This is a genomic window from Halomonas eurihalina, assembly GCF_008274785.1.
In the GTDB taxonomy this organism is placed as follows: Bacteria; Pseudomonadota; Gammaproteobacteria; order Pseudomonadales; family Halomonadaceae; genus Halomonas; species Halomonas eurihalina.
The window spans coordinates 1-20,416 of sequence record NZ_VTPU01000026.1 but is presented as its reverse complement, the minus strand read 5'-3'; the positions used below and the strand labels follow the sequence as shown (position 1 = coordinate 20,416).

Below are 20,416 nucleotides of genomic sequence, written 5' to 3'. Positions count from 1 at the left end.
TCACCGTGTCATCTGAATGCGCACCCGGCGCCGCTGGGCCGCCGTGCCTGCCTCGGGCTTGACGAAGGTCGTCCAGCCCAGTTGGCAACTGCCTCCTTCGCCCAGGCGCATGGGCTTCACGTCGCGCTCCAGGAGCTCGAGTTCCAGGTCGTAGGCCAGAGGCTCACGCAGCACGAATTCCATCAGGGTGTGCAGCGCCTGATGGTCGCGGCCGTCGGGCAAGAAATCGCGGAAGCGGGTCAAATCCAGGCCGCGCATACGCAGTGCGAACTTGCCGCTGATATCGTCGACCCAGCCGCCGGCGACCATATCCTGGCCCAGTGTGGAGCCGCTCAGGCCGCTTCGGGTGCGCTGGTCCGATGGAATCTCGACCCGCCGGTGCACCCAGGGCTCGATCTCGACGCCATCGAGATCGAAGCAGTGGCCGACGATGCCCGCTACCACATCCGGCGAGCGCGAACGGCCAGCCAGCAGACCGGCATAGGCCAGCATCTTGCTCCAGTTGATCGGCGTCTCGCCGCGCAACCGCTCATCGGCCAACCCGACCAGGGAGAAGATTGCCGCCGAGAAACCGTCCTCGGCCCCGTCCTGGTAACGCACATGGTGGCGATACTTGCGCCAGCCGCGATGCAGAAGCGATAGCACCCGGTGGTTGAAGAGATTCAGGAAGTCCCCGGCCGCGCCTTCGCGATGCGCCTCGGCATGGGCCATGGCCTCCAGGTAGTAACCCGGCAATGGCGACTGGGCCCCCTGGAGCCCCAGGAAACTGACGCGCATGGTGTAACGCTCGGCATCCTGGGGCTCCAGGGCGAGAATGTCGCTGCCCGGGAAGCCCAACGAGGCCGACGCCTCGAAACGCACTCGCTCGGCGGCAGGATCGGCCTCCCGATCTCCTTCCAGATCGTCGCCGTAGTGCCGGTGAAGCAATTCCACCAGTTGATAGAAGTCGTAGCGCCGGGCCCCGTCGACCAGGGGGGCGAGCGCTACATCAGGGGCTGCTGGCCCGACTGCAAGGTCCATGCGTAGCGCTCGCGGTTATGAAGGTTGGTGACGTGCAACTCGTGAAAGGAGTTGATGCTGGCGTACAGCGAGAAGAACCGGGACAGCACGCTGGCGAACAGGAAGAGACTCCCCTCGTCGCCGAAGGCTTCCTGATCCAGGGTCATCTCGGAGCGCAGCCCGCGTACTGGCAGGCCACGGTAAAGCCGATCCACCGGCTCGGTCTGGATATCGATGATGCCGGCCAGGCGCTTCTGGGCGATGCGCTCGGCCTGGCGGTCGACCAGCGCCCGGAAGTCGTAGACCCGCAGCACCGACCGCAGGGCGTCGCGGTCGAGCAATGACAGGTAATTCAGCGACAGATTGGAAATCAGCGTCCACAGCAGACTGCCGTCCAGGGTCGGTCGCATGGTCGGGGTCGGCCGGGTGATATTGCGAAACTCGGCAAAGGCCGGGCTGTCCTCGGTGGGCACGCAGATATCGCCGACCGTCAGCCGCTCGGGCAGCTCGCGATTACTGCAGGTCAAGCTCAGCGAGATGGTCTCGCGCAGCCCCAGGCAAGCCTGCTCGTCGCCTCGCACGAAGGCGATGTCGTGGTCGAAACCGTCGCCACGCAGGCTGTCGCGCACACGTACCCGGTAGTAGCGGGCTTCACGCCCCCGGTCGCGCTCGATCTGGTGCTCGAAACTCTCGAAAGGCACGTATCGGCGCGGCTCTCCGCGGATGCGCCCGCTTTCGCTCTCAAGCCATCCCTCCACGTCATCGACGCTGAACACCTCGTAGTGCGACGGGAAGCGGCTGCTGGGACGGATACGATATTCGCTGCGCTCGCCGCTGAGGTCCACCGGGTCGGCGTCATGGGCGAAGAGGTTGATCGCCGGCGTGCAGTACAGCGCCAGGCTATCGTCCCCTACCCGGGCATCCGCCGGCAGGGTACGCGAGAAGGTGAAGCGCAACGTCACCCGCTCGGCCAGACGCGCCGGCAGGTAATCGCCCAGGCGCTGCAGGTCGAAGAACTGGAAGGCCTCGGGGAAGCACAGGTATTCCTGCAGGATGCGATAGCCCTGGTAGACGTTGCGCGGGTACGGCAGCAGCGCATCCTCGGCAGCGAAGCCCACCGGCGCCAACAGGCGCGTGGGCAGCGGCAGGCGCAGGCCGTCGACTTCCAGTTCGATACCGGCCAGGTAGTGGCTCAGCCACAGATAAAGGGTACGGGCCGTATAGCCATTGCCGCCCAGATGCAGGCGCAGGTCGCCCACGCCCAGAGCATCGAGGGGCTGATCGCTGTGCACCGCCAGATCCAGCTCGACCACCGAGGCCTCACGGGAATGGTGAGCCGTGACCCCATCATGGGCCAGTGGGTAGAGCGTCAGCTCGTGGCAGGTACGAAAACTGCAAGCCGTACCCTCGACCTCGCGACTGGCCAGGCTGGTACCACGAGGTACGGTCTGGGCGCCACTCAGCCCGTGCCAGTGCGGGGTGAATTGCATCACCGTCATGCTCGGCACCGGCCGCAGGTAGTTGGGCCACAACATGCCGATCAACGAGTGAGTCAGTTCGGGGAACTCGTCATCGACCTTCTCCCGCAACCGGCCCGACAGGAAAGCGAAGCCCTCGAGCAGGCGCTCGACATCGGGATCGGTGCTCTGCTCGGACAGAAAACGGCTGAGCCCGGGATTGCCCTCGGCAAACTCCCGCCCCTGACGCTTCAGAAAGTCCAGTTCGTCCCGGTAGTAGCGGTTCAGCATGTCGGTCTCAGTTCAGGCACTGGTAGCGCTTGTCGTTGAGCAGCAGGTCGATGGTGGTCTGGGTCGAATCATGCCCCAGGTCCAGAGTGGCCAGGACCTGGAAGCGCAGCTGCAACGGGGCACCCTCGTTGGGCAGTGTCTCGACCTGAACGCGACTCACCCGCGGCTCGAAGCGTTCGATGCACTCGCGTATGGCACGCTCGACCTTGAGTTCGAGGTCAAGCACACCGAGCGTGGCGTCATTGAAGTCGAGCAGACCCAGCTCCGGGGCACATTCGCTGTGCCCCGGATGGCTGTTGAGTAGGTCGACCAGGTGTCGCTTGATGGAGGCCAGGGTGGCCTCGACTGCTTCGTCGCCCTCCGGTGCCGGACGCGCCGGTGACGACAGGCGCTCGAACAACCGAGCGCCGAGCAGTCCGCTTCGATCCCTGAAAGCGGTCATGGACTCAATCCTTGTCGAGGCGGCCCACCAGCGACAGTTCGAAGTTGGCACCCATGTACTTGAAATGCGGGCGTACTGCCAGCGACACCTGGTACCAGCCCGGATCGCCTTCCACGTCGGAGACCTGCACCGAGGCGGCGCGCAGCGGGCGTCGGCTACGCACGTCGGCAGGCGGATTCTCCTGATCTGCGACGTACTGGCGGATCCAGGTGTTGAGTTCACGCTCGAGATCCTGGCGCTCCTTCCAGGAGCCTATCTGCTCGCGCTGCAGCACCTTGATGTAGTGTGCCAGGCGATTGACGATGAACAGATAAGGCAACTGGGTGCCGAGCTTGTAGTTGGTCTCGGCCTCGCGCCCTTCGGGCGTGTTGGGGAAGGACTTGGGCTTCTGCACCGAGTTGGCGGAAAAGAAGGCGGCGTTGTCACTGCCCTTGCGCATGGTCAGCGAGATGAAGCCCTCTTCGGCCATCTCGAACTCACGACGGTCGGTAATCAACACCTCGGTGGGAATCTTGTTCTGCACCTGACCCAGCGCTTCATAGGTGTGCATCGGCAGATTCTCCACTGCCCCGCCGCTCTGCGGGCCAATGATATTCGGGCACCAACGATACTTGGCAAAGCTGTCGTTCAGGCGCTCTGCGAGCAGGTAGGCGGTATTGCCCCACAGATAATCGTCGTGGCTCTCGCTGACCGACTCCTGATAATGGAAGGACTTGGCCGGATTCTCTACCGGATCGTAGGGCGTGCGCAGCAGGAAGCGCGGCGCCGTCAGCCCCAGGTAGCGAGCATCCTCGGACTCGCGCAGATTGCGCCAGCGGGCGTATTTCGGCCCTTCAAAGATCGCCTTGAAGTCCTTGATGTTGGGCAGTTCCTCGAAGCTGTCGATGCCGAAGAAGCTCGGCGCCACCGAGGACAGGAAGGGTGCGTGGGACATCGCCCCGACCGAGGCCGCATACTGCAGCAACTTGATGTCCGGGCCCGAAGGCGTGAAATCGTAGTGCCCGATCATCGCCGCCACCGGCTCGCCGCCGAACTGGCCATACTCGGCGGCATAGACATGCTGATAGAGCCCGCTCTGGCTGATCTCGGAGGCGAACTCGAAGTCCTCGAGCAACTCCTCCTTGGTGGCATGCAGCACGTTGAGCTTGATGTTTTCGCGGAAATCGGTGCGATCGACCAATAGCTTGAGGCCACGCCAGGCCGATTCCAGATGCTGGAACTCCTGATCGTGGAGAATCTCGTCGACCTGGTGACCGATCTTGCGATCCAGCTCGACGATCATGCGATCGACGACCGACTTGTTGACCTGCTGCTGCCCCTCATCACTCTTGAGCAGCTCACTGATGAAGGCTGCAACCCCCTGCTTGGCCACGTCGTAGCCTTCATCAGCAGGCGCCATACGTGTCTTGGCCATCACCTGATCAAGCAGGGAGACGTCTTCGGTGCTCTCGGTAGCCTGGCTCTGAGCCTGGGACTGGGTAGATTCGGTCATGATGCGTGCCTCGCCTCCATGCAGGAAAAATCAGGAATCGCTTGAGGGGGATTCACTGTCGAGAAGTTCGAGCTCGTTCAACAGCTGGTCCCGGGTCTCGGGACTCTCAATCAAGGCCTGCAGGCGTTCCCGGAAGGCCGGCACGTTGCCGAGGGGACCTTTGAGAGCTACCAGCGCCTCGCGCAGCTCAACCAGCTTGCGCAGCTCAGGCACCTGGCGCGCCACGCTGTCTGGCGCGAAGTCCTGCAGAGAGTTGAACTCCAGATCGACCCCCAGTTCGCGGACCTCATCCCCTTCCTCGAGACGGTTCGGCACGCTGGTCCGCAGCCCGAGACCGGCCTCGCGCATCACGGACTGGAAGTTGCCCTTGTTCACCGAGACGGCCTCGCGCTCCTCGATAGGAGTCTCTTCGACGCCGCCCTTGAAATCACCGACCACCAGAAGCTTCTGGGGCAGTTCGGTGTCGGCCTGCTTATCTCCGGTGGCGGGAACGTACTTGATATTGATGCGCTCTTTGGGCGCAACGGACCCTTCCTTGGACATGGCGAACCTTCTCTCTGCAAATGATGACTCGATTCGGGCTTGCCCCGACCACTCGCCCCGAACCGGCTGGATCGGAACAAACGACCGCGACAAATGTGCCTCAGCCCGTCGAACGGCGAGGATGGGCCGATCAACCGGCCCGTTGAAAGCCCGCGAGCATAACATTCATCGCCTCGCTGTAGAATGCCATATCAAACGCCACCGGAATGTAAAACAACGTTATCTAATACACTTCCGTCCTCCACAAATATCACCAACATCTCCCAATATCACCGAATTTGCAGGGATCATTGCACGGACCTATAGCCTCGATCGCCCATGTAGGAAATATCGTACAAAAGAAAAATGAAATCACTTACACGAAGAAATTCTGCGACAGGTCATGAAGTGCTACCTCCACTACAGCGTGCCCATTCCCCCGGCCCGAACCATACGGACGACACCGCAACCTTGGCTTACGCCATGGAAGTGGGCCGCTGCTCCCGATACACCGCCATCTCGACCTGCCCAAGCCTGGGAGTCAGCAGACACCGCTGTTGTTGCCAGGGATAATCCATCTGGGCCTTGAGCAAGGCGGCCCCTTCTCCCTCTTTCCAAGCCTCGATATCGAGATCGCGCCAATAGCGCGGATCACGCCCCGTCTGGCGGTCGTGCTCCGCCGTCACGGGGTCACGGTCCCGGAAGGGCTCTAGGCGCGGCACGTCGGGCAGTGGCTGAGAGACATCCATGTAACGCTGCAGCATGTCCCACTGAGCATGGACTTCCTGCTTGTGTGTCACCGTCTGGCTGAAAGCAACGCTCTCCAAGAGAGAAGGCTCATACTTTCTCCTCAAGTGACGGGAGGAATTGGCTGGGTATACAAGAAGGCGAATACTCTTTCCCTTCAGGCATGAACCTATCGGCGAAAGGGAAAATCGCTGGAATAACCACCACTCCCAAAATTGCGGTTATAAAAGGGCTTCCAGTTACCAAAATCAACGACACAACCACAACTGGAAGGAAAACAAGAAACAAGAAGATTCCGACCAGGCTCTGCCTAACCATAACCCCCTTATCCTCATACAAACACCTAACACTTGCATCCCCAGAAATCTTAGAATGCAAAAGCTTCACGACCTCACTGTATTCAGAATCACACTCCAACGGGTCTTGATTTATTCCATTGACATAATTATAGCTATGAAACTCTATGAAACCGCCCTCCTTATGCTGTGAAAATACAGAACAGCTGTAACCAGGCGAAACCTTATTAAAAGATAAAACAATCTTCCCGACATCTTCATACAGAATAGAAACAGAATTATTCCTGATAACACTGGATGATATTTTTTCTACACCATCATGTGTAAGCTTCACACTACAATCATCACGATAAGTATCAGGCTCCCTAGTCGGCGCAATGTGCATACCTGTGAAGGAATATTCCAAGATAACACTGTCTTCTAGCTCTCCACTCATCCATCTCTCCATGGATTTTTTATTTCAGGCCTCATCAACTGCAAAGTAGAATCTTTCACACCTCTCCGACATTTCTTTCTTCCCTTATTGAAAGAAAACTTACGGACATTCCAAAAGCAGGATAAGCGAGATCGAAAATCGCTTCTACATTTCCATCCTCGACGTTTTTTGTAAACAAGGCAAGACTCTCGTTGACTCGCCGACACTATAGAGCCGCACACCTCCTTTCTTGGCAGCCTGAACCTCAGGCTCGAGGGCAGAAACCGACAGAGGACATACCAGCCATGCCACCAGCAGCAAGGCCATGCACCATGAACGCTGCATCCTAGAAGCCAAAACGTGGGGGAAAGTTAGACAAGGGAGGCTGCCTGTTAAGCCATTCATCGACCATAGCTTCAGCTTGACTAAGCTGTCCGGGAGTAAGTCTATCTCGATTGCTCTCCATAATATATCGAGCCGTTCTATCATCCACTTCTTCTACAACGGCTTGTAGTATCGCCCACCCACGAACAACGTCTTTTTTCGCCTGACAGTATGCCTCTCTTTCAGGATTAACCAAACACTCTCCGTAGACCACTCGCGCGATACGCGAACCTCTTTTAGAGGCTTCCAATATCCACTCCCAAAGCTCTTTGTTTTTATCTAAATCATCTAATACCGAGGTTAGGGCTATCATTCCAGGGACATAGCCCTGCTCAGCAGCTTTTCTTAACCAACCTTCGGCAGCCTCCAGGCGCCTGGATTTCAGGAAGTACCAACCCTGACCATCGAGGATAGACTTGCCCAAACGGGTCTGGGCCTCAGAGTTGCCCTGCTCGGCGGACTTTTCCAGCCAATCGACGCCCTCTCCTCTATCGTCCATCAGGCGATAGACATGGTAGAGCGCCAGCATGGCATCGGTATCACCGGCCTCGGCCCTGGGTAAAGTCTCGGCCAGGGCCTTCTCGCGCCAGCCCTCAGCATCCTCCGGACACTCGTCACCGGCGATGCAGGCACCACCTTGAAATAAACGTAACATGGCATAGGGATCGCCCTGTTCGGCGGCCTTCAGATACCAGCCCATGACCTCCTCGGTTAGGCCTCTCCCCAACAGGCGAGTCGCTTCGCCTAGATAATACATGGCCTCCACATCACCGGCCTCGGCGGCTTGCTCCAGATAGGGCTGCATCTTGATCCACTCGTGCTGGCCCCAGAGCCGCATGCCTTCGTCTTTAGCGGCCTGAACCTCGGGCTCGAGGGCGGAGGCCGATAGGGAACATGCCAGCCATGGCAGGATCAGCAAGGCTGTGAACCATGGTCGCCGCATTTTAGAACCCGAAACGAGGTGGGAAGTTTGAAAGAGGAGGCTCTTTATTGATCCACTCTCTTGCTACCTCCTTGGCTTGCTCAATTTCCTCAGGGGTTATTTCGCCTTTGTTACGCTTCATTGCACTCCGCGCAGAATGATTGTCAGCCTCTTCTACCATCGCCAACAGGATACCCCACCCAAGAACAACGTCCTGCTTATTCTGACACATATCAATTCCAGCCGCGGCGTTAAGCTCTTCTGGATTCAAATAACACCAGCCTATCCCGAAGCGCTCCTCGACATCGCCATGTTCAGAGGCTTTTACTGTCCACTCCCAAGCTTGCTCAAGCTTTTCTTTCTTTTCCAACGCTCCCGCCAGGTCACTCATCGCCGGCACATAGCCCTGCTCAACGGCCTTACGAAACCATTCCTCGGCAGCCTCCAGGCGCCTGGATTCCAGGAAGTACCAACCCTGGCCATCGAGGATATACTTGCCCAAACGGGTCTGGGCCTCCAGGTTGCCCTGCTCGGCAGCTTTTTCCAGCCAGTCCTCAGCCTCGCCATCCTCGTCCAGGGCGCGATAGACGTAGTTGAGCGCAACCATGGCCTCAGTATCACCCGCCTCGGCCTTAGGTAGGGGTCTCGGCCAGGGCCTTCTCGCGCCAGCCCTCAGCATCCTCCGGACACTCGTCACCGGCGATGCAGGCGCCGCCCTCGAACAGGCGCAACATGGCATAGGGATCGCCTTGTTCGGCGGCCTGGAGATACCATCCCATGGCCTCCTCGGTCAGGCCCATATGACGTAGCCGATGCACCTCTCCCAAGTAGTACATGGCCTCCACGTCACCGGCTTCGGCAGCGGGCTCCAAGTAGGGAATTATCTCCCCCGAGATACCCAGGCCGTACAGACGCATACCTTCGTCCTTGGCAGCCTGAACCTCAGGCTCAAGTGCGGTGGCGAGGCCGGGAAGAGTCAACAATATAATGGCGAAAAAATGGTGGGCCAGGCGCATCCTTACGACTCCCGGTAGGTTACATGTGTGCCACCCGGTATCGTCACCAGCTGGCAGTGGGCATCAATATCCTGGCCAAGATTGTTAGCGATACTGCGGTATAGTTTGCGTGCCGCTGCAGCTTGACCATCATTAGTTAAAGATTGCGACATAAACTGATCCAAACGATAGCGGTTCTCGCAATAAGCCTGTCCGAGGGCAGCGCTATTATTGCTGCCATTTTCGCCGTTGTCGGCACCGGTATACTCACCATCCGCCGACATCCTGGCCACGGCCTTCTCGAACAATCGCTGGGCGGCGCTGCGACGATAAAGCCCATCTTCAGGCCCTCCTCGATCCACTCAAGACATTGGGCGTTGGCGATAAGCTCGGCGCGGTCGCTCTGGGTCAGTTGGTTGTAGAGTCGACGAATGCCATCCCGGCCTCGAGCGGCCAGCAGCCCCACGTCCAGCAACGTGGTGGTGGCCAGATAGGTTAGCTGACTGATGCTCTCGAAGGCGTCCTGGTCGACCCAGTCGACGAAGCCATAGTCATTGTCGCGCAGGGCCTGGCCGATCATCATCAGCCAGAGGTCCAACTGCTGAAGGTCGAGTTCGACGGCGACCTTCCCGCCCACCGAGACGCCGGCGAATACCTTGGCCACCGGCTCGAGGCGCAGCGCATGGTTCGGTCCATCATTCTGGAGCAGTTGTATCCATTAGCCCCACAAGTGAATCAAGGTTAAGACCTTCCTCGGAATCTGGAACATCTAAGTGCCGCCAAGCGAAAAAGTGATAGCCTCCGAGCGTCATTTGCCGATTACGCATCCGCTGTTCTTCAGGCCGCTTATCATGCAACCCATAGGCAAACAACAGTTCCACTGCTTCAGGTAATGCTGGTGGCTCTGATTCCCGTGTCCAGTGCCACCAAGCCTCGGCCATACGATACTCATACTTCATTGTCACGCGCGCCTGGCGTCGCGTCATGCCATCGCTCGACAGGAATAGCGTGCGAATTTGACGGGCTTCTTGATCGACATCTTCCAGCCAGCCCCACTCTGTCTCCAACCGTTCCAGCCCATGCTCTGCTTCCTCTGCCTCAACCTCTATGCCCTCCCACTCATCAGGTGAGACCGCCAAAGAGGCTACCGGCACTCCCAATACACCACTCGCTGTCCGATCAGGCAACTCATTTAGCTGGGATTCTAGCGCTTGGCGAGTCGCCTGATACTCGCGATAGCGATGGGCCAACCAAGCCAGATAAAGTTCGGTATGCTTCTGGAAGTTTTCCTCGCTGGGAGTTAACGCGCCGTCAGCAAGCCGTTCATAGTAGCGTCGCAGAGAGACTATTGAGTAACCATCAACCTGGTCATTGAGCTCAAACAACCTTGACGTAACAACATCCTGTTCTTGCAAATCTTCCAAACTGGGAAAGGGAACACCTGATCTCCGGGCATTTCGATACATACGATGAAGCGCCGCCAATGATAGTTCGGCACTGACTTTCTGCTCATCAGGTTTCAAACCGCCACCGATATCGTCACTAATCCCGGGCTGGAGGATTTCTCGCCAGTCATCCTGCAACGGTCCAAGCGGGCGACAGCGACGATAGAAGCGTCGCTCATGCGCGGCAACGAGATGCAAGGCTCGACGGCAGCCTGAGTGGAGCGGCCCGCCATCATCGAGAACGGGCGCCAACGGATGATACGAATCCAGAGGGCCAAGTTCGGGCAGAGTACGGTCGACGCAGTCGAAGAGCCCTGCAAAGACGACTTGCACCTCGCTCCCATCGAACTCATAGCGATCGTCCACTTGCTCGCAGACCTCCTCCAGCAACTCTCGAACGAAGGACTTGGCCATAGCGGCGCCAAAGTCAAAACCGAAGACGGAGACACGGATTTTGCCCAGAGGCATCTCACTACTAGCGGACGCGTCACCCACCGCGCCGCGAAACTGTTCAATGGCGGCAGACTGGCGCGTTGCCGCGCCACTCATGATTAAATTGGCGAGCAGGGGAGTGTCTCGAATCGGCTCGAAGACCTCGGTACCAGTGCGGATGGCTCCTTCTTTAAGGCTCTTGGCCCATTCCCATGGCTTGGTCAGCGAGCCTCTCCATGAGCGGCCAAAAACTTCCCACCATGCGCCTTTGGTATCGAAAGCGGCATCTTTGACAGCTCCAGTAATACCACCACGGAGATGCCCCTCAACCCCATCTACTGCTTCGCTGGAAGCACGACGTAGAGTTGCCTCAAAGTTTTCCTGCACGTTTTCTTCATATGGAGCCCCCAAACCCGGAAGATACAACCTACGAAATGCCTGGCCAAGCCTGTCTTTTTCCTGGTCAGGAAAAGCAGAATATAATCGTCCAATATTACTTACTCGCCCGTCACGGAGGTCCTGCTCAAGATGGCGCCCCATACCATCGAAGAAAATACCTATTTCCATCGTCAACTGGCAATCCACCCCGATGAGTGAAGAAGACTGACCTTCCGAGCGAGCATTAATCGCCTGACAGCGCTCCAACGTCTGCGAATCAACCATCCCGGGGATACTCCTGCTCCAGCTTATCCGTCAAGGGAGAGCCAAAATCTGGGCTCCATACCAGCTCGACCCTATTCTCGGGAAGAAAGTGTACATGTAGATAACGATCTTCCCGGCTACGTTCCGGCATGGGCAACGTCACACTATGACGTTCCTGCTCCATTCCTTGTTCTTGCTGTTCTTTGGACATGCTAAGGATCCAGACGACTTCGACACTCCCCCCCCCTAAGGACCAACAGCAAGTAGTTCCCCCTCCAAAAGCTGCTAAATTACCTCCCCAGTTATCGTTGACCCAGTAACTATAAATCGGCCGATCTATATAACTATACCCTCTTAGTGAGCCTCCCTCCGGCATCCGGAGAAAGTTATACCAGCCGACGTAAGCAAGAATCGCGACCACGCCTGTCACCTGAATCCAGGTGGGCACATCCCGAAACACCCGCCGAATCACCCAACGCACCAGCATGGTTAATATTCCCCTTGGGTTTGAAGGCATTCGAGCAGTGTTTTATCACCACATACTGCTTGTTCAAGGCAGCGTTTCATCGAGTCACTTTGCAAGAAGCTCTCTCCTTTCTCTAACCAGAGATAAACATATATCCTGCGGTCCTCTGGGCGAAAAAGCTTTTTCTCATCGGCAGCGAAGAGGGCCTTGGCAACTCTTCCGAGACGGTCACAAGGGCAGATATCCTCGAATAGCTCCGGCATCTCGCTCACAAAATGTGCGGTCAATGCCGTGGCCTCGGTGTCTCCCCGGAGTGAAGTCCACAGGTCTAGATCACAGTCGAGCCGCCAGGTATCGTGCCTCAAGCCATCATCCAGCAGGCCTACCAAGGATTGCCACCCCTCCTCCTGAGCTGGATACCACCATCGCTCGATGCCATTGAAGAGATCCCGATGCCAAGCCCATGAGTTCGCCCCATGGAGGGCCTGGATGAGCGATGGCAAATAGAAGCGCATTAGCCAGGTTTTACCCTCCGGCGATATCACAGTCATGGCGGGCGCCAGTTGTCGAGCTAGCGAATCGCCGGATTGCGGACTTTCAATCCATGCCATCACCCCACACCCCATCGCGCCCAAGCCCTGCCCATCCAGATCACCATCAGGCAACGCCATCAGCCAAGGTCCCTCTCTGATCAAGTGCTCCTGCCGAGTGTCACGTATCAATGGCCAATAATCCCCATCGGCGGCCTCGATCAATGACGTCCGGGTCTCCCCCGGCAGCGCTCCCATCTCTATCAAGGCATATCGATTGCTGTCAGAGTCCTCGATATTTCGCCAGGCATTGGGCCTTATCCCCCTCTTCATGCCCCATCCCCCGGTATCAGTGACTGCCCCTCAGCGAGAGCCTTCTTCCAGCACTCCTCGCATACGTCAGGCGGCACTAACGTGGAAGCCAATGTGGCCTTGCGCTGATTGGGATCAATTCGTTCGTGATGTTCGGCGGTGGCCTCGCCCGGCAACAGCGGTGCCTGCGCTCCCTGCCCCGTGCCGCTGCCGGGACTGCCGCCGGCATTTACCTTCACGCCGGGGCCGTTGACGGTGACACCGCCACCATCGATCTTGAGAAAACTGCCGCCGGCCTTGAGGGTCAGCTCGCTGCCTGCCTCCAGCACCACCTTCTGGCCGGCCTTGATGTGCAGTTCGCGGCCGCTTTGACGGGTGGATGACCGCCTCCCCGTCTGGGCACGCTACCGCCGGGGCAGACGACAACGCACCTTCCCAGGCGAAAATAAGTAGGCGCGGCATCCGTGCCGCGCGAGGTATCGATCACTGAAACCAGTTCCTCGATGAGAGGCTAGGGCCACGACTGTCCCATCAGGCCGAGAGCGTCGTTTCCTCGGCGTAGACCTCGGCAAAGATGGCGGTGATGGGCCGGTTCGGCTGCTGGGCGTGGCGCTGCCGGACCTCCGCCGAGAGGCGCTTCAACTCCTCACTGGGCTCGGCCCACTGCTCTTTCGGAAGCGGCTGCGACCATTCATCGAGGCTCGCCGGCAGGGTCTTGCGCCCGGCCTTGTGGATGGCGCGGATTTCCCATTCGGTGAGATGGAAGGGAAGCGTCCACAGGACGAGGATGTGCCACAGGTACCACATGGACACCTTGAACAGGCCGATCTCCCCGTCGCGATGGCGGCGATGCAGCCGGCGGCGGGCGTTATGGAAGGTATGCACGCCCTCGTAGGGCGGATCACCGGGGCGATGCAGACCGTTGGGGTCCTGAATCTCCTCGCGGGTATGCACCTCGTATTCCATATAGGCCCGCACCGATTCCCACAGCCCCATCGCCAGCGACAAGCCGGGCTGTGGCAGTTCGAGGAAGTGCTGCTGCCCTGTCTCGGGATCGATAAAGCCGAGCCCCAAGCCATACTGGCGCTGCACGCCATACTGGGTCGCGCCCTGGGCCTGTGTCACCCAGGCCGCTATGCTTTCCCAGGGCACGATGATCGGCGGCTTACCGTCACCAGGTGCAAAGGCTACCTCGCGGCGCTGGCGGTGGAAGCGGGTTGGAACGTCGTTGCGAAATTTAAAGTGGTACTGACACTTGATCACCAAAGCCATTATTAGTGCCAAGGTGCAGATAACTAAGGAAGACGAAAAAGACTCATTAAAAAGTCCATCAAACCCAACATAAAAAAGCTCTACCTTCTTGCTAATAGCCCACATCACCCCCCCCCCCATCACAGGGATAAGAAAAGCCATCATCAAGAAACCGATAAAGGGAATACCTAGAGTAAACTGCCAGGTAAAGGGTGTAGGGAGGCTTCCACCGAAGTCCAGATAGGCATCATTCATCTCCCCGATGGCCTGATTAAAGTCAACGGGTGCAGATCCCGTGGGCAAGGGAACCGGTGACAGATAGCTGACCTTACCACCGGGAAAGGATCTGATATCGCCGGCCCGATGGGGCTGGGCCATATCGGGGCGGGGCGTCTTGGGCTTGTTAGCTGCCATGGTAATACCTTGGATCAAGTAAGAAGAAGCGGGTCAATACGCTGCCAAGTAGCCGATTCGCCAAGCACGGTTACTTCCGATGGCGTATAGACACCCTCGCCGCCAGCCAGGGAGACCCGTATATGGTAATCAGTAGGTCGATACTGGCCGTCGTTATCCAGCGTTTCGACGCGAATCGCCACGACGGTATCGTAGGAGCGCCAGTGTCCTGAGCCCTCCGGCTCTGGCCTGGAAAAGCCGAGCGTTAAAGGCTGCCCATCCTCCTGCTCAAGCTGACCATCGACTCGATCACTTATCGGAGACCAGGATTCCCGTGGCCCCGGCCCAGCATTCGAGCGCACCTGATAACAGGCAACCGACAAGGTATATGGTGGCTTACCACCAAAGGGCGCGACCATATCCTGACGACCGAATGAGGGCAGGATAAGCTCGAAATCCACCGACTTGGGTCCTTCGAGCCGATTCTTCCACCAGCTATCGAACTCTTCGACGCTGACGGCAATTTTCGGCGCCTGAACGATTTCTTTCAGCCGCTCTTGATAGGTTTCAAAATCATCATCGCGGACTTGTTCTGCATTCTGGCTCCAGGGGGTGGCGAGCAGCCACTCATCATGGCGGCTCGTACTGTAACGGTTATAGAACCAGCTCCCACCAAGCTCGAGCACGGTAAACAGCGCCCCGGCGAGGTTGAAACGCCAGAATACCGATCCCAGTCGAGCACCTGCGGCGGCCCACTCCACACCGCGGAACGCTACCGAAAAGCCCGCATGGGCCGTATTGAACAAGCCGTAGGTATTGGCCCCCAGCATCCCCCCGGCACCAACCATACTGGCCATAGCGGCACTCTGAGCACTTTGGTCGCCACTACGAACGGCCTCCTGCCATGTGCCATATCGGTTAGCAAGGCTTAAGTAAGAAGCTCGAGAACCAAGCAAGTAAGCCAGGCCTCCCAAAAACATATGCAGTTTACCCAGTGAAGTTCCCACCCTCTGGGCAGCGCCCGCATCGAGAGCATTCGCTAGAGCATTCGCCCTATTGCTCAACGCTGTATCCATAATACCCTGAGCGGCAAGGAAACCCGCGCTACCTGTCGCGACAAAGCCATTTAAAATAGGGGACCAATCAAGTTCTTCTCCATTAAAATAATTTTCCACCAACATCTTTGAAGAACTGCACAACATCGAAAGCTGCACAGCAAACACCAACAACCCCAGCCCATCCCCGACCACATTAGCCTTGGGCGCTGCCGCAACGCCTTGTCGAATGTTACGAATCAACCCGCCCACCTCGGCCTGCTGCGCCGCCGGCAGCACCAGCGTCAGGCCGGCCCGTCCGGGTGCGGCACCGGCGATCCGAACTGCGTCCTCGGGGAGTTCCTCGATCGGGCTTAGCGCACGGGCGAGTGCCGGCTCATGCACCGTCTGCAGTTCCTGGCGAACACGTTTGAACTCCTCGAGCAGGGTTTGCGCTTCGGGGGAGCGATGCCCGGCGGTCGCCTTGACCGTATTGCGCCGTTTGCGAATGGCGCTGAGTTCTTCCCGAAGTGCCAGGACACGCTGCATGGTGCGCTGGAAACTCGCCAACTCCTCGCGTGATGCCACGACGAAACTGGCGCCCGTGCGATGGGCGGCATCGAGGATCCTCGCGGGAAGCGCCTTGGGAAGGCGCCGAAACAACTCCTCCAGGTCGGGCACCGTGTCACGATTGATACCCTGGTAGAACTCGTCCATGACCTGAGCAATGCCCCGCGAGATCGCCGGCGCCAAGGGCTGATGAGCGCTCTCGGCGATGACTTGGGTATCCTCGGATAGCTGATCGACCGCTGGCAGTCGTCCTGACTCGACCGAGTTGAGTGTATTCCACAGGTCCTCGGCCTTGAGCACGGTCCCGTAGCCGGCGTTGGCAATCGTCGAGAATTGACCGATGAAGTCATTCTGGTCGGCGAGCGGCAGGGTATGGAACAACGGCCGATCATAGTGTGGGACCTCTTCCAGCCAGTCGGCGACCCGCTCGGTCGCCTCATCGCTGCGGCAGATATCCTTCAGACATCCATACTGGGCCTTGAAGCCCTCATGGACCTGATCCGTATTCTGCGCATCAAAATACCAGGCGGCGGTGTGGAAGCGGTTGCTGCAGAGCATCTCGGCGCGATCGTCGGACAATTTATCGAGCGTGGCATTCCAGCGCTGCAGCCGCGGGCGCTGCTCGGCGAGAAAGGCGTCCATTCGCTCGCGATCGATCAGTTCATTGATGCCCCGCTCACCGATGCTGCTGCCTTCCAGCAGGGCCCTGAGCCGCTCGTTGTGCTGCTGTTTCATGGCGAGCAGAGCATCGTCATGCTGCTCCACGAAGTCACGCCCCAGACTCTCGCTAAGACTCTCCTCGACGTAGTAGCGTCGCACCTCTCCTTGCAAACGATCGGCGATGTCATAGGCATTGCTACGGTTTGCCTCGCCACGTATCTCGCTCAGACGTTCCTTAAGCTCAGGGGGCAAGTTCGGATCGTATGGTTGCGGCAATTCCCCGGTGTTGCTGTCCCGATTGAGGAAATCGAGCAGGGCCTGACGGACCTCCCCCTGGCGAGGCTCCTCCATCGCGGCAACGTCGTCCCACATGGCCTGAACGGCCGGATCCTCCGAGACCTGGCGCAGGTCTTCCAGCGAGTTGTCCTTGAGCTGGGAAAGCGATTCGATGTAACAGGCCAACAGGTAATCCCGCTCGGTATTACCTTTATCTCCCGTTGCCCAGTCTTCCACCCAGCCCACGACCTCGTCCTGGAAGTGGGCCAGGTCACGCATCACGCCAATATCGTCGCGCACAACCAGGCACAGGGCTTCGTCGCGATCCTCGACGTCATGTTGCTTGAGCAGCTTGCCGAGCCGCGACTTGTGATAGTAGGGCTCGTTCTCCCAGAAATAGGGCTCAGCCTCGTGCTCGTAGCCTTCTTCCGGCACCTCGGCCTGAGCATCTTCGGCGAACTCCGCCACCCACTCCTCGGCCTGAGTGGTGGTGATCAGATGCTGCCCCCCGCCGCTGACGGGGCTGGCGCCGGAGAGATCGACCGCCTGCATGAAGGCATCCCGATCCTCCTCTCTCTCCACCACCTGGGCGCGCTTGGTTGCGGTCCACTGCACCTCGGAGAAACACACGTAGAGTGTACGGTCGGTCTCGTACTCCAGCTTGCCGCCGGAGATAGTGTCACCGAAGTCGCGAAACTCGTACTCGTCGAGCTGCTGGGTCTCACCATCAAAGACATAAAGGTAGCCGTTGCGCAGCAGCCGGATACCCAGCGGCCGCGCCGTCAGCGAGTAGGGGGTTTCCACCTCCGATTCGAGTTCCTCGACCAGCCCATAGCGCAAGGGTAGCAATTGCACCTTGCCCCCCTGCAGCGGACAGGTGGCACCTTCCTCACTGCCGCGGCTCGACATTTCATACGCCGCCAGCGAGGCGTCGTTACGATCATCGGCGGGTCGCTCGAACACAGCCATGTGACATTCTCCCTATGTCGTAACGTCAATCCGTGATGATGTGGTAGCCGCTGACAAGGCGGCCTCGAGGCGCGCCATGCCGCTCCACTGGCCCGGATAACACAGCAGGTTCGTCCACCCTTCCGAGTTGTCGACCTCTCGCCAGGATGTGATCCCGAGGCGCTGCATAAGGGTGCAGAACAGGGCCCACTCCCGCGGAGCGGAAAAACCGAAATCCCGTGCCTCCTGCACGATACCGGCCAGCTGCGCGTGGCGCTGGGGACGATCCGTTGCCATCAACCAACCGTCACAGTGCCGATCGACGAATTCCATCAGACGACGAATGTCCCGCCGCCGGTCACATGCCTCCAGGCGGGCCAACTGCGACTCCGAGAGTCGATAATCCGATGCTCCGACTGGCTGGCCATTCGCGGCCTTCTCCTGCGGTGCATTCACTTGCCATGCCTCTTGCACGGCATCCGGCAATATCAGCCGCTCGATGGGCCCCCAAGGCACCTGCTCCGGTGAGCTGCCATCCGTAAACAACGCCGAGATGATCGCCGGGTCAGCCAGACGCAGCAGCATGGGAGTGCCGGCAGGATGCTCGACTTGAATCAGGTTACGCAGATGATCGGTGACCTCGCTCCGTTCCGCCCGGCTAAGCATCAGATACCCCCACTCAGCTCCCAGGCCTTCTTCCAGAAACGCCCGCAGAATGGGATCATCTTGGTCTTCCAGCGTCACCAACCAGGGAGATAGATCGCCGACCTCGGCCCAAGGGGTACCGGCATACAGCATGTCAGCGGCCAGATCTCCTTCGACCCATTCGTAGAGTCGGCGCGGCAGCGATGCGACGCGCACGCCATCGAGCAGCAGGAACACCCGTTGCTCGGTCGGCCATTGCCAGTCACCACCTTCGAGGCCCCGACACCATGGCCAACGGCTCATGATGATGCTCCATCACTCTGCTGTTCGCAGATGGGGCACAGCGCCTGCTGCTGCAACAGGGCAGCATGCTGTGGCGCCTCAGCCGGCTTGAACGGCGGTTTCGGCTCGACTCCTCCGGGAATCACCGGAGGCTGCGCTTCCTGCCCCGTGCCGCTGCCGGGGCTGCCGCCGGCATTTACCTTCACGCCGGGGCCGTTGACGGTGACACCCCCACCATCGATCTTGAGAAAACTGCCGCCGGCCTTGAGGGTCAGCTCGCTGCCAGCCTCCAGCACCACCTTCTGGCCGGCCTTGATGTGCAGTTCGCGGCCGCTTTCGGTGAGCCAGGCCTGGCCTGCGCTCAGATGCAGGCTGCCATCGATAGTCAGGTGCTGGGCGCCATCGCTTTTCTCGCGCCGCTCGCCGTGTACGGTGAGGTGGTCGTCGCGGTCGAGTTCGCTCACCCGGTCGCGCTTGACGGCCAGGTGACTGTCGCGGCGGATTTCCTCGGTGCGGTCGTTCTCGGTGAGCAGCTCCAGGGCCTTCTGGGCGTGCACCCAGATCTGTTCGGCGTCGTGCTGGTCCTCGAAGCGCAGTTCGTTGAAGCCCTCCCCCTGGTGGGTCTGGGTGCGCAGCACGGTGCGCGTCTTGTGCGCCGGCAGCTCGTAGGGCGGCGTATTCACCGCGTGGTAGGTGCGTCCGGTAATGATCGGCTGGTCGGGGTCGCCCTCCAGGAAGGAGACGATCACCTCGTGGCCGATGCGCGGAATCGCCATCATGCCGTAGCCGCCGCCGGCCCAGCCCTGGCTGACGCGCAGCCAGGCACTGGCACTCCCCTCTATAGCGGCTTCGCCGCTCGCCCCGGCGGTATTGGCCCCGGCGTAGCGGTCCCAGGGGAACTGGCAGCGCACCCGACCGTGCTCGTCACAGTAGATCTCCTCGCCCTCGGGGCCCACCACGAAGGCCACCTGGGGACCTTCGACCCGAGGCTTGGGCTTGGGCTCGGGCGCAGGCCGCCAGGCGGTGTCGTCCGGGGTCAGCGTCAGGGTGTTGTGGTAACGGGTCATGCCGTCGGCCTGGGCGGCGTCCTCGCCCAGCGCCTGGGGCTGTTCGCCCTCGTGAACCACCTTGACGACCTGCCAGCCGCGGTTGAGCTCGCTGACGTCATGGTCGGCCAGGGTGAAGCGCGTGCCCGGGGCCAGCTCGGGCAGGTCGCTCTCGCCGGCCAGGGTCAGGGCGTCGTGACGCAGGTGCTCCAGCCGGTGGCGGGTGAAGGCCTGGCCCGAGGCGTCGGCCTTGTAGCGGCCCGGGTAGTCGTAGTGTTCGTAGTCCGACCGTTGGCTGTGCTGCTCTAGCCCCTGGCCCTGATGGTCGTGAAGCTGGGCGTAGGCCGGCTGCTTGAACGAATAGTCCTTGAGCTGGGCCCGGGCCGGGCGCACCCGGGCGGTCTGGGTCAGCCGGCGCAGGTGACGCTGCGGCGCGGTGCCGCCAGCGCGATGGTGGTAAGGACGCTCGCCGAGCCCGGTGAGCACCTGGGGATCGTCGGCGAACACCAGCCGATGGGCGCC

At 59.6% G+C, this 20,416-nt stretch carries 18 protein-coding genes and 1 pseudogene; all 19 read right to left on the bottom strand.

Translation table 11 applies throughout. From position 1 onward, the window contains the following. A complete protein-coding gene (tssG, locus tag FZZ93_RS17385; RefSeq protein ID WP_149323562.1) occupies positions 1-1,020 on the bottom strand; it encodes a type VI secretion system baseplate subunit TssG in 1,020 nt (339 codons plus the stop codon). Next, positions 984-2,747, bottom strand: a complete 1,764-nt coding sequence (gene tssF / locus FZZ93_RS17380; protein WP_149323561.1) for a type VI secretion system baseplate subunit TssF — start codon at positions 2,745-2,747, stop codon at positions 984-986. The genes tssG and tssF overlap by 37 nt, the downstream gene beginning before the upstream one ends. A 7-nt stretch (positions 2,748-2,754) precedes the next feature. Next, the gene (gene tssE, locus FZZ93_RS17375) at positions 2,755-3,189 is read right to left on the bottom strand and encodes a type VI secretion system baseplate subunit TssE (protein WP_149323560.1); all 435 of its coding nucleotides are present in this window, start codon (positions 3,187-3,189) and stop codon (positions 2,755-2,757) included. A 4-nt stretch (positions 3,190-3,193) separates the two neighbouring features. Then, positions 3,194-4,681 (bottom strand): type VI secretion system contractile sheath large subunit, encoded by a 1,488-nt coding sequence (tssC, locus tag FZZ93_RS17370; protein ID WP_149323559.1) that lies wholly within the window; start codon positions 4,679-4,681, stop codon positions 3,194-3,196. 30 nt (positions 4,682-4,711) lie between these two features. After that, positions 4,712-5,224 (bottom strand): type VI secretion system contractile sheath small subunit, encoded by a 513-nt coding sequence (gene tssB / locus FZZ93_RS17365; RefSeq protein WP_149323558.1) that lies wholly within the window; start codon positions 5,222-5,224, stop codon positions 4,712-4,714. A gap of 455 nt (positions 5,225-5,679) precedes the next feature. Further along, the gene (locus FZZ93_RS17360; RefSeq protein WP_223111805.1) at positions 5,680-6,030 is read right to left on the bottom strand and encodes a hypothetical protein; all 351 of its coding nucleotides are present in this window, start codon (positions 6,028-6,030) and stop codon (positions 5,680-5,682) included. Positions 6,031-6,040: 10 nt separating this feature from the next. Next, the gene (locus FZZ93_RS17355) at positions 6,041-6,682 is read right to left on the bottom strand and encodes a hypothetical protein (protein WP_149323557.1); all 642 of its coding nucleotides are present in this window, start codon (positions 6,680-6,682) and stop codon (positions 6,041-6,043) included. Between the two features lie 325 nt (positions 6,683-7,007). Further along, positions 7,008-7,850: a tetratricopeptide repeat protein gene (locus FZZ93_RS17350; protein WP_246146282.1), complete on the bottom strand. Its 843-nt coding sequence runs from the start codon at positions 7,848-7,850 to the stop codon at positions 7,008-7,010. Positions 7,851-7,989: 139 nt separating this feature from the next. Continuing rightward, complete coding sequence (locus FZZ93_RS18590; protein ID WP_246146281.1) at positions 7,990-8,574, bottom strand: tetratricopeptide repeat protein; 585 nt, start codon at positions 8,572-8,574, stop codon at positions 7,990-7,992. Between the two features lie 25 nt (positions 8,575-8,599). After that, positions 8,600-8,884 (bottom strand): SEL1-like repeat protein, encoded by a 285-nt coding sequence (locus FZZ93_RS18585; protein WP_246146280.1) that lies wholly within the window; start codon positions 8,882-8,884, stop codon positions 8,600-8,602. A gap of 235 nt (positions 8,885-9,119) precedes the next feature. Further along, complete coding sequence (locus FZZ93_RS17340; protein ID WP_149323555.1) at positions 9,120-9,599, bottom strand: hypothetical protein; 480 nt, start codon at positions 9,597-9,599, stop codon at positions 9,120-9,122. Positions 9,600-9,657: 58 nt separating this feature from the next. Next, positions 9,658-11,502 carry a DUF2235 domain-containing protein gene (locus FZZ93_RS17335; RefSeq protein ID WP_149323554.1) on the bottom strand — a complete coding sequence of 615 codons (1,845 nt, stop codon included), beginning with the start codon at positions 11,500-11,502 and terminating at the stop codon, positions 9,658-9,660. Beyond that, positions 11,495-11,857 carry a DUF3304 domain-containing protein gene (locus FZZ93_RS18795; protein WP_149323572.1) on the bottom strand — a complete coding sequence of 121 codons (363 nt, stop codon included), beginning with the start codon at positions 11,855-11,857 and terminating at the stop codon, positions 11,495-11,497. The genes FZZ93_RS17335 and FZZ93_RS18795 overlap by 8 nt, the downstream gene beginning before the upstream one ends. 113 nt (positions 11,858-11,970) lie before the next feature. Beyond that, complete coding sequence (locus tag FZZ93_RS17325) at positions 11,971-12,810, bottom strand: DUF4123 domain-containing protein (protein ID WP_149323553.1); 840 nt, start codon at positions 12,808-12,810, stop codon at positions 11,971-11,973. Further along, positions 12,807-13,160 (bottom strand): annotated as a pseudogene (locus tag FZZ93_RS17320) (type VI secretion system tip protein VgrG); the annotation flags it as partial. The gene FZZ93_RS17325 and the pseudogene FZZ93_RS17320, both read right to left, overlap by 4 nt. A gap of 160 nt (positions 13,161-13,320) precedes the next feature. Then, positions 13,321-14,454 carry a hypothetical protein gene (locus tag FZZ93_RS17315; protein ID WP_149323552.1) on the bottom strand — a complete coding sequence of 378 codons (1,134 nt, stop codon included), beginning with the start codon at positions 14,452-14,454 and terminating at the stop codon, positions 13,321-13,323. Positions 14,455-14,468: 14 nt separating this feature from the next. Then, on the bottom strand, positions 14,469-17,942 hold the full coding sequence (locus FZZ93_RS17310; protein ID WP_149323551.1) for a toxin VasX: 3,474 nt from the start codon (positions 17,940-17,942) through the stop codon (positions 14,469-14,471). A 12-nt stretch (positions 17,943-17,954) separates the two neighbouring features. After that, positions 17,955-18,869: a DUF4123 domain-containing protein gene (locus tag FZZ93_RS17305; protein ID WP_149323550.1), complete on the bottom strand. Its 915-nt coding sequence runs from the start codon at positions 18,867-18,869 to the stop codon at positions 17,955-17,957. After that, the coding region (locus FZZ93_RS17300; protein ID WP_149323549.1) for a type VI secretion system Vgr family protein at positions 18,866-20,416 on the bottom strand (1,551 nt) is incomplete at its 5' end. The genes FZZ93_RS17300 and FZZ93_RS17305, both read right to left, overlap by 4 nt.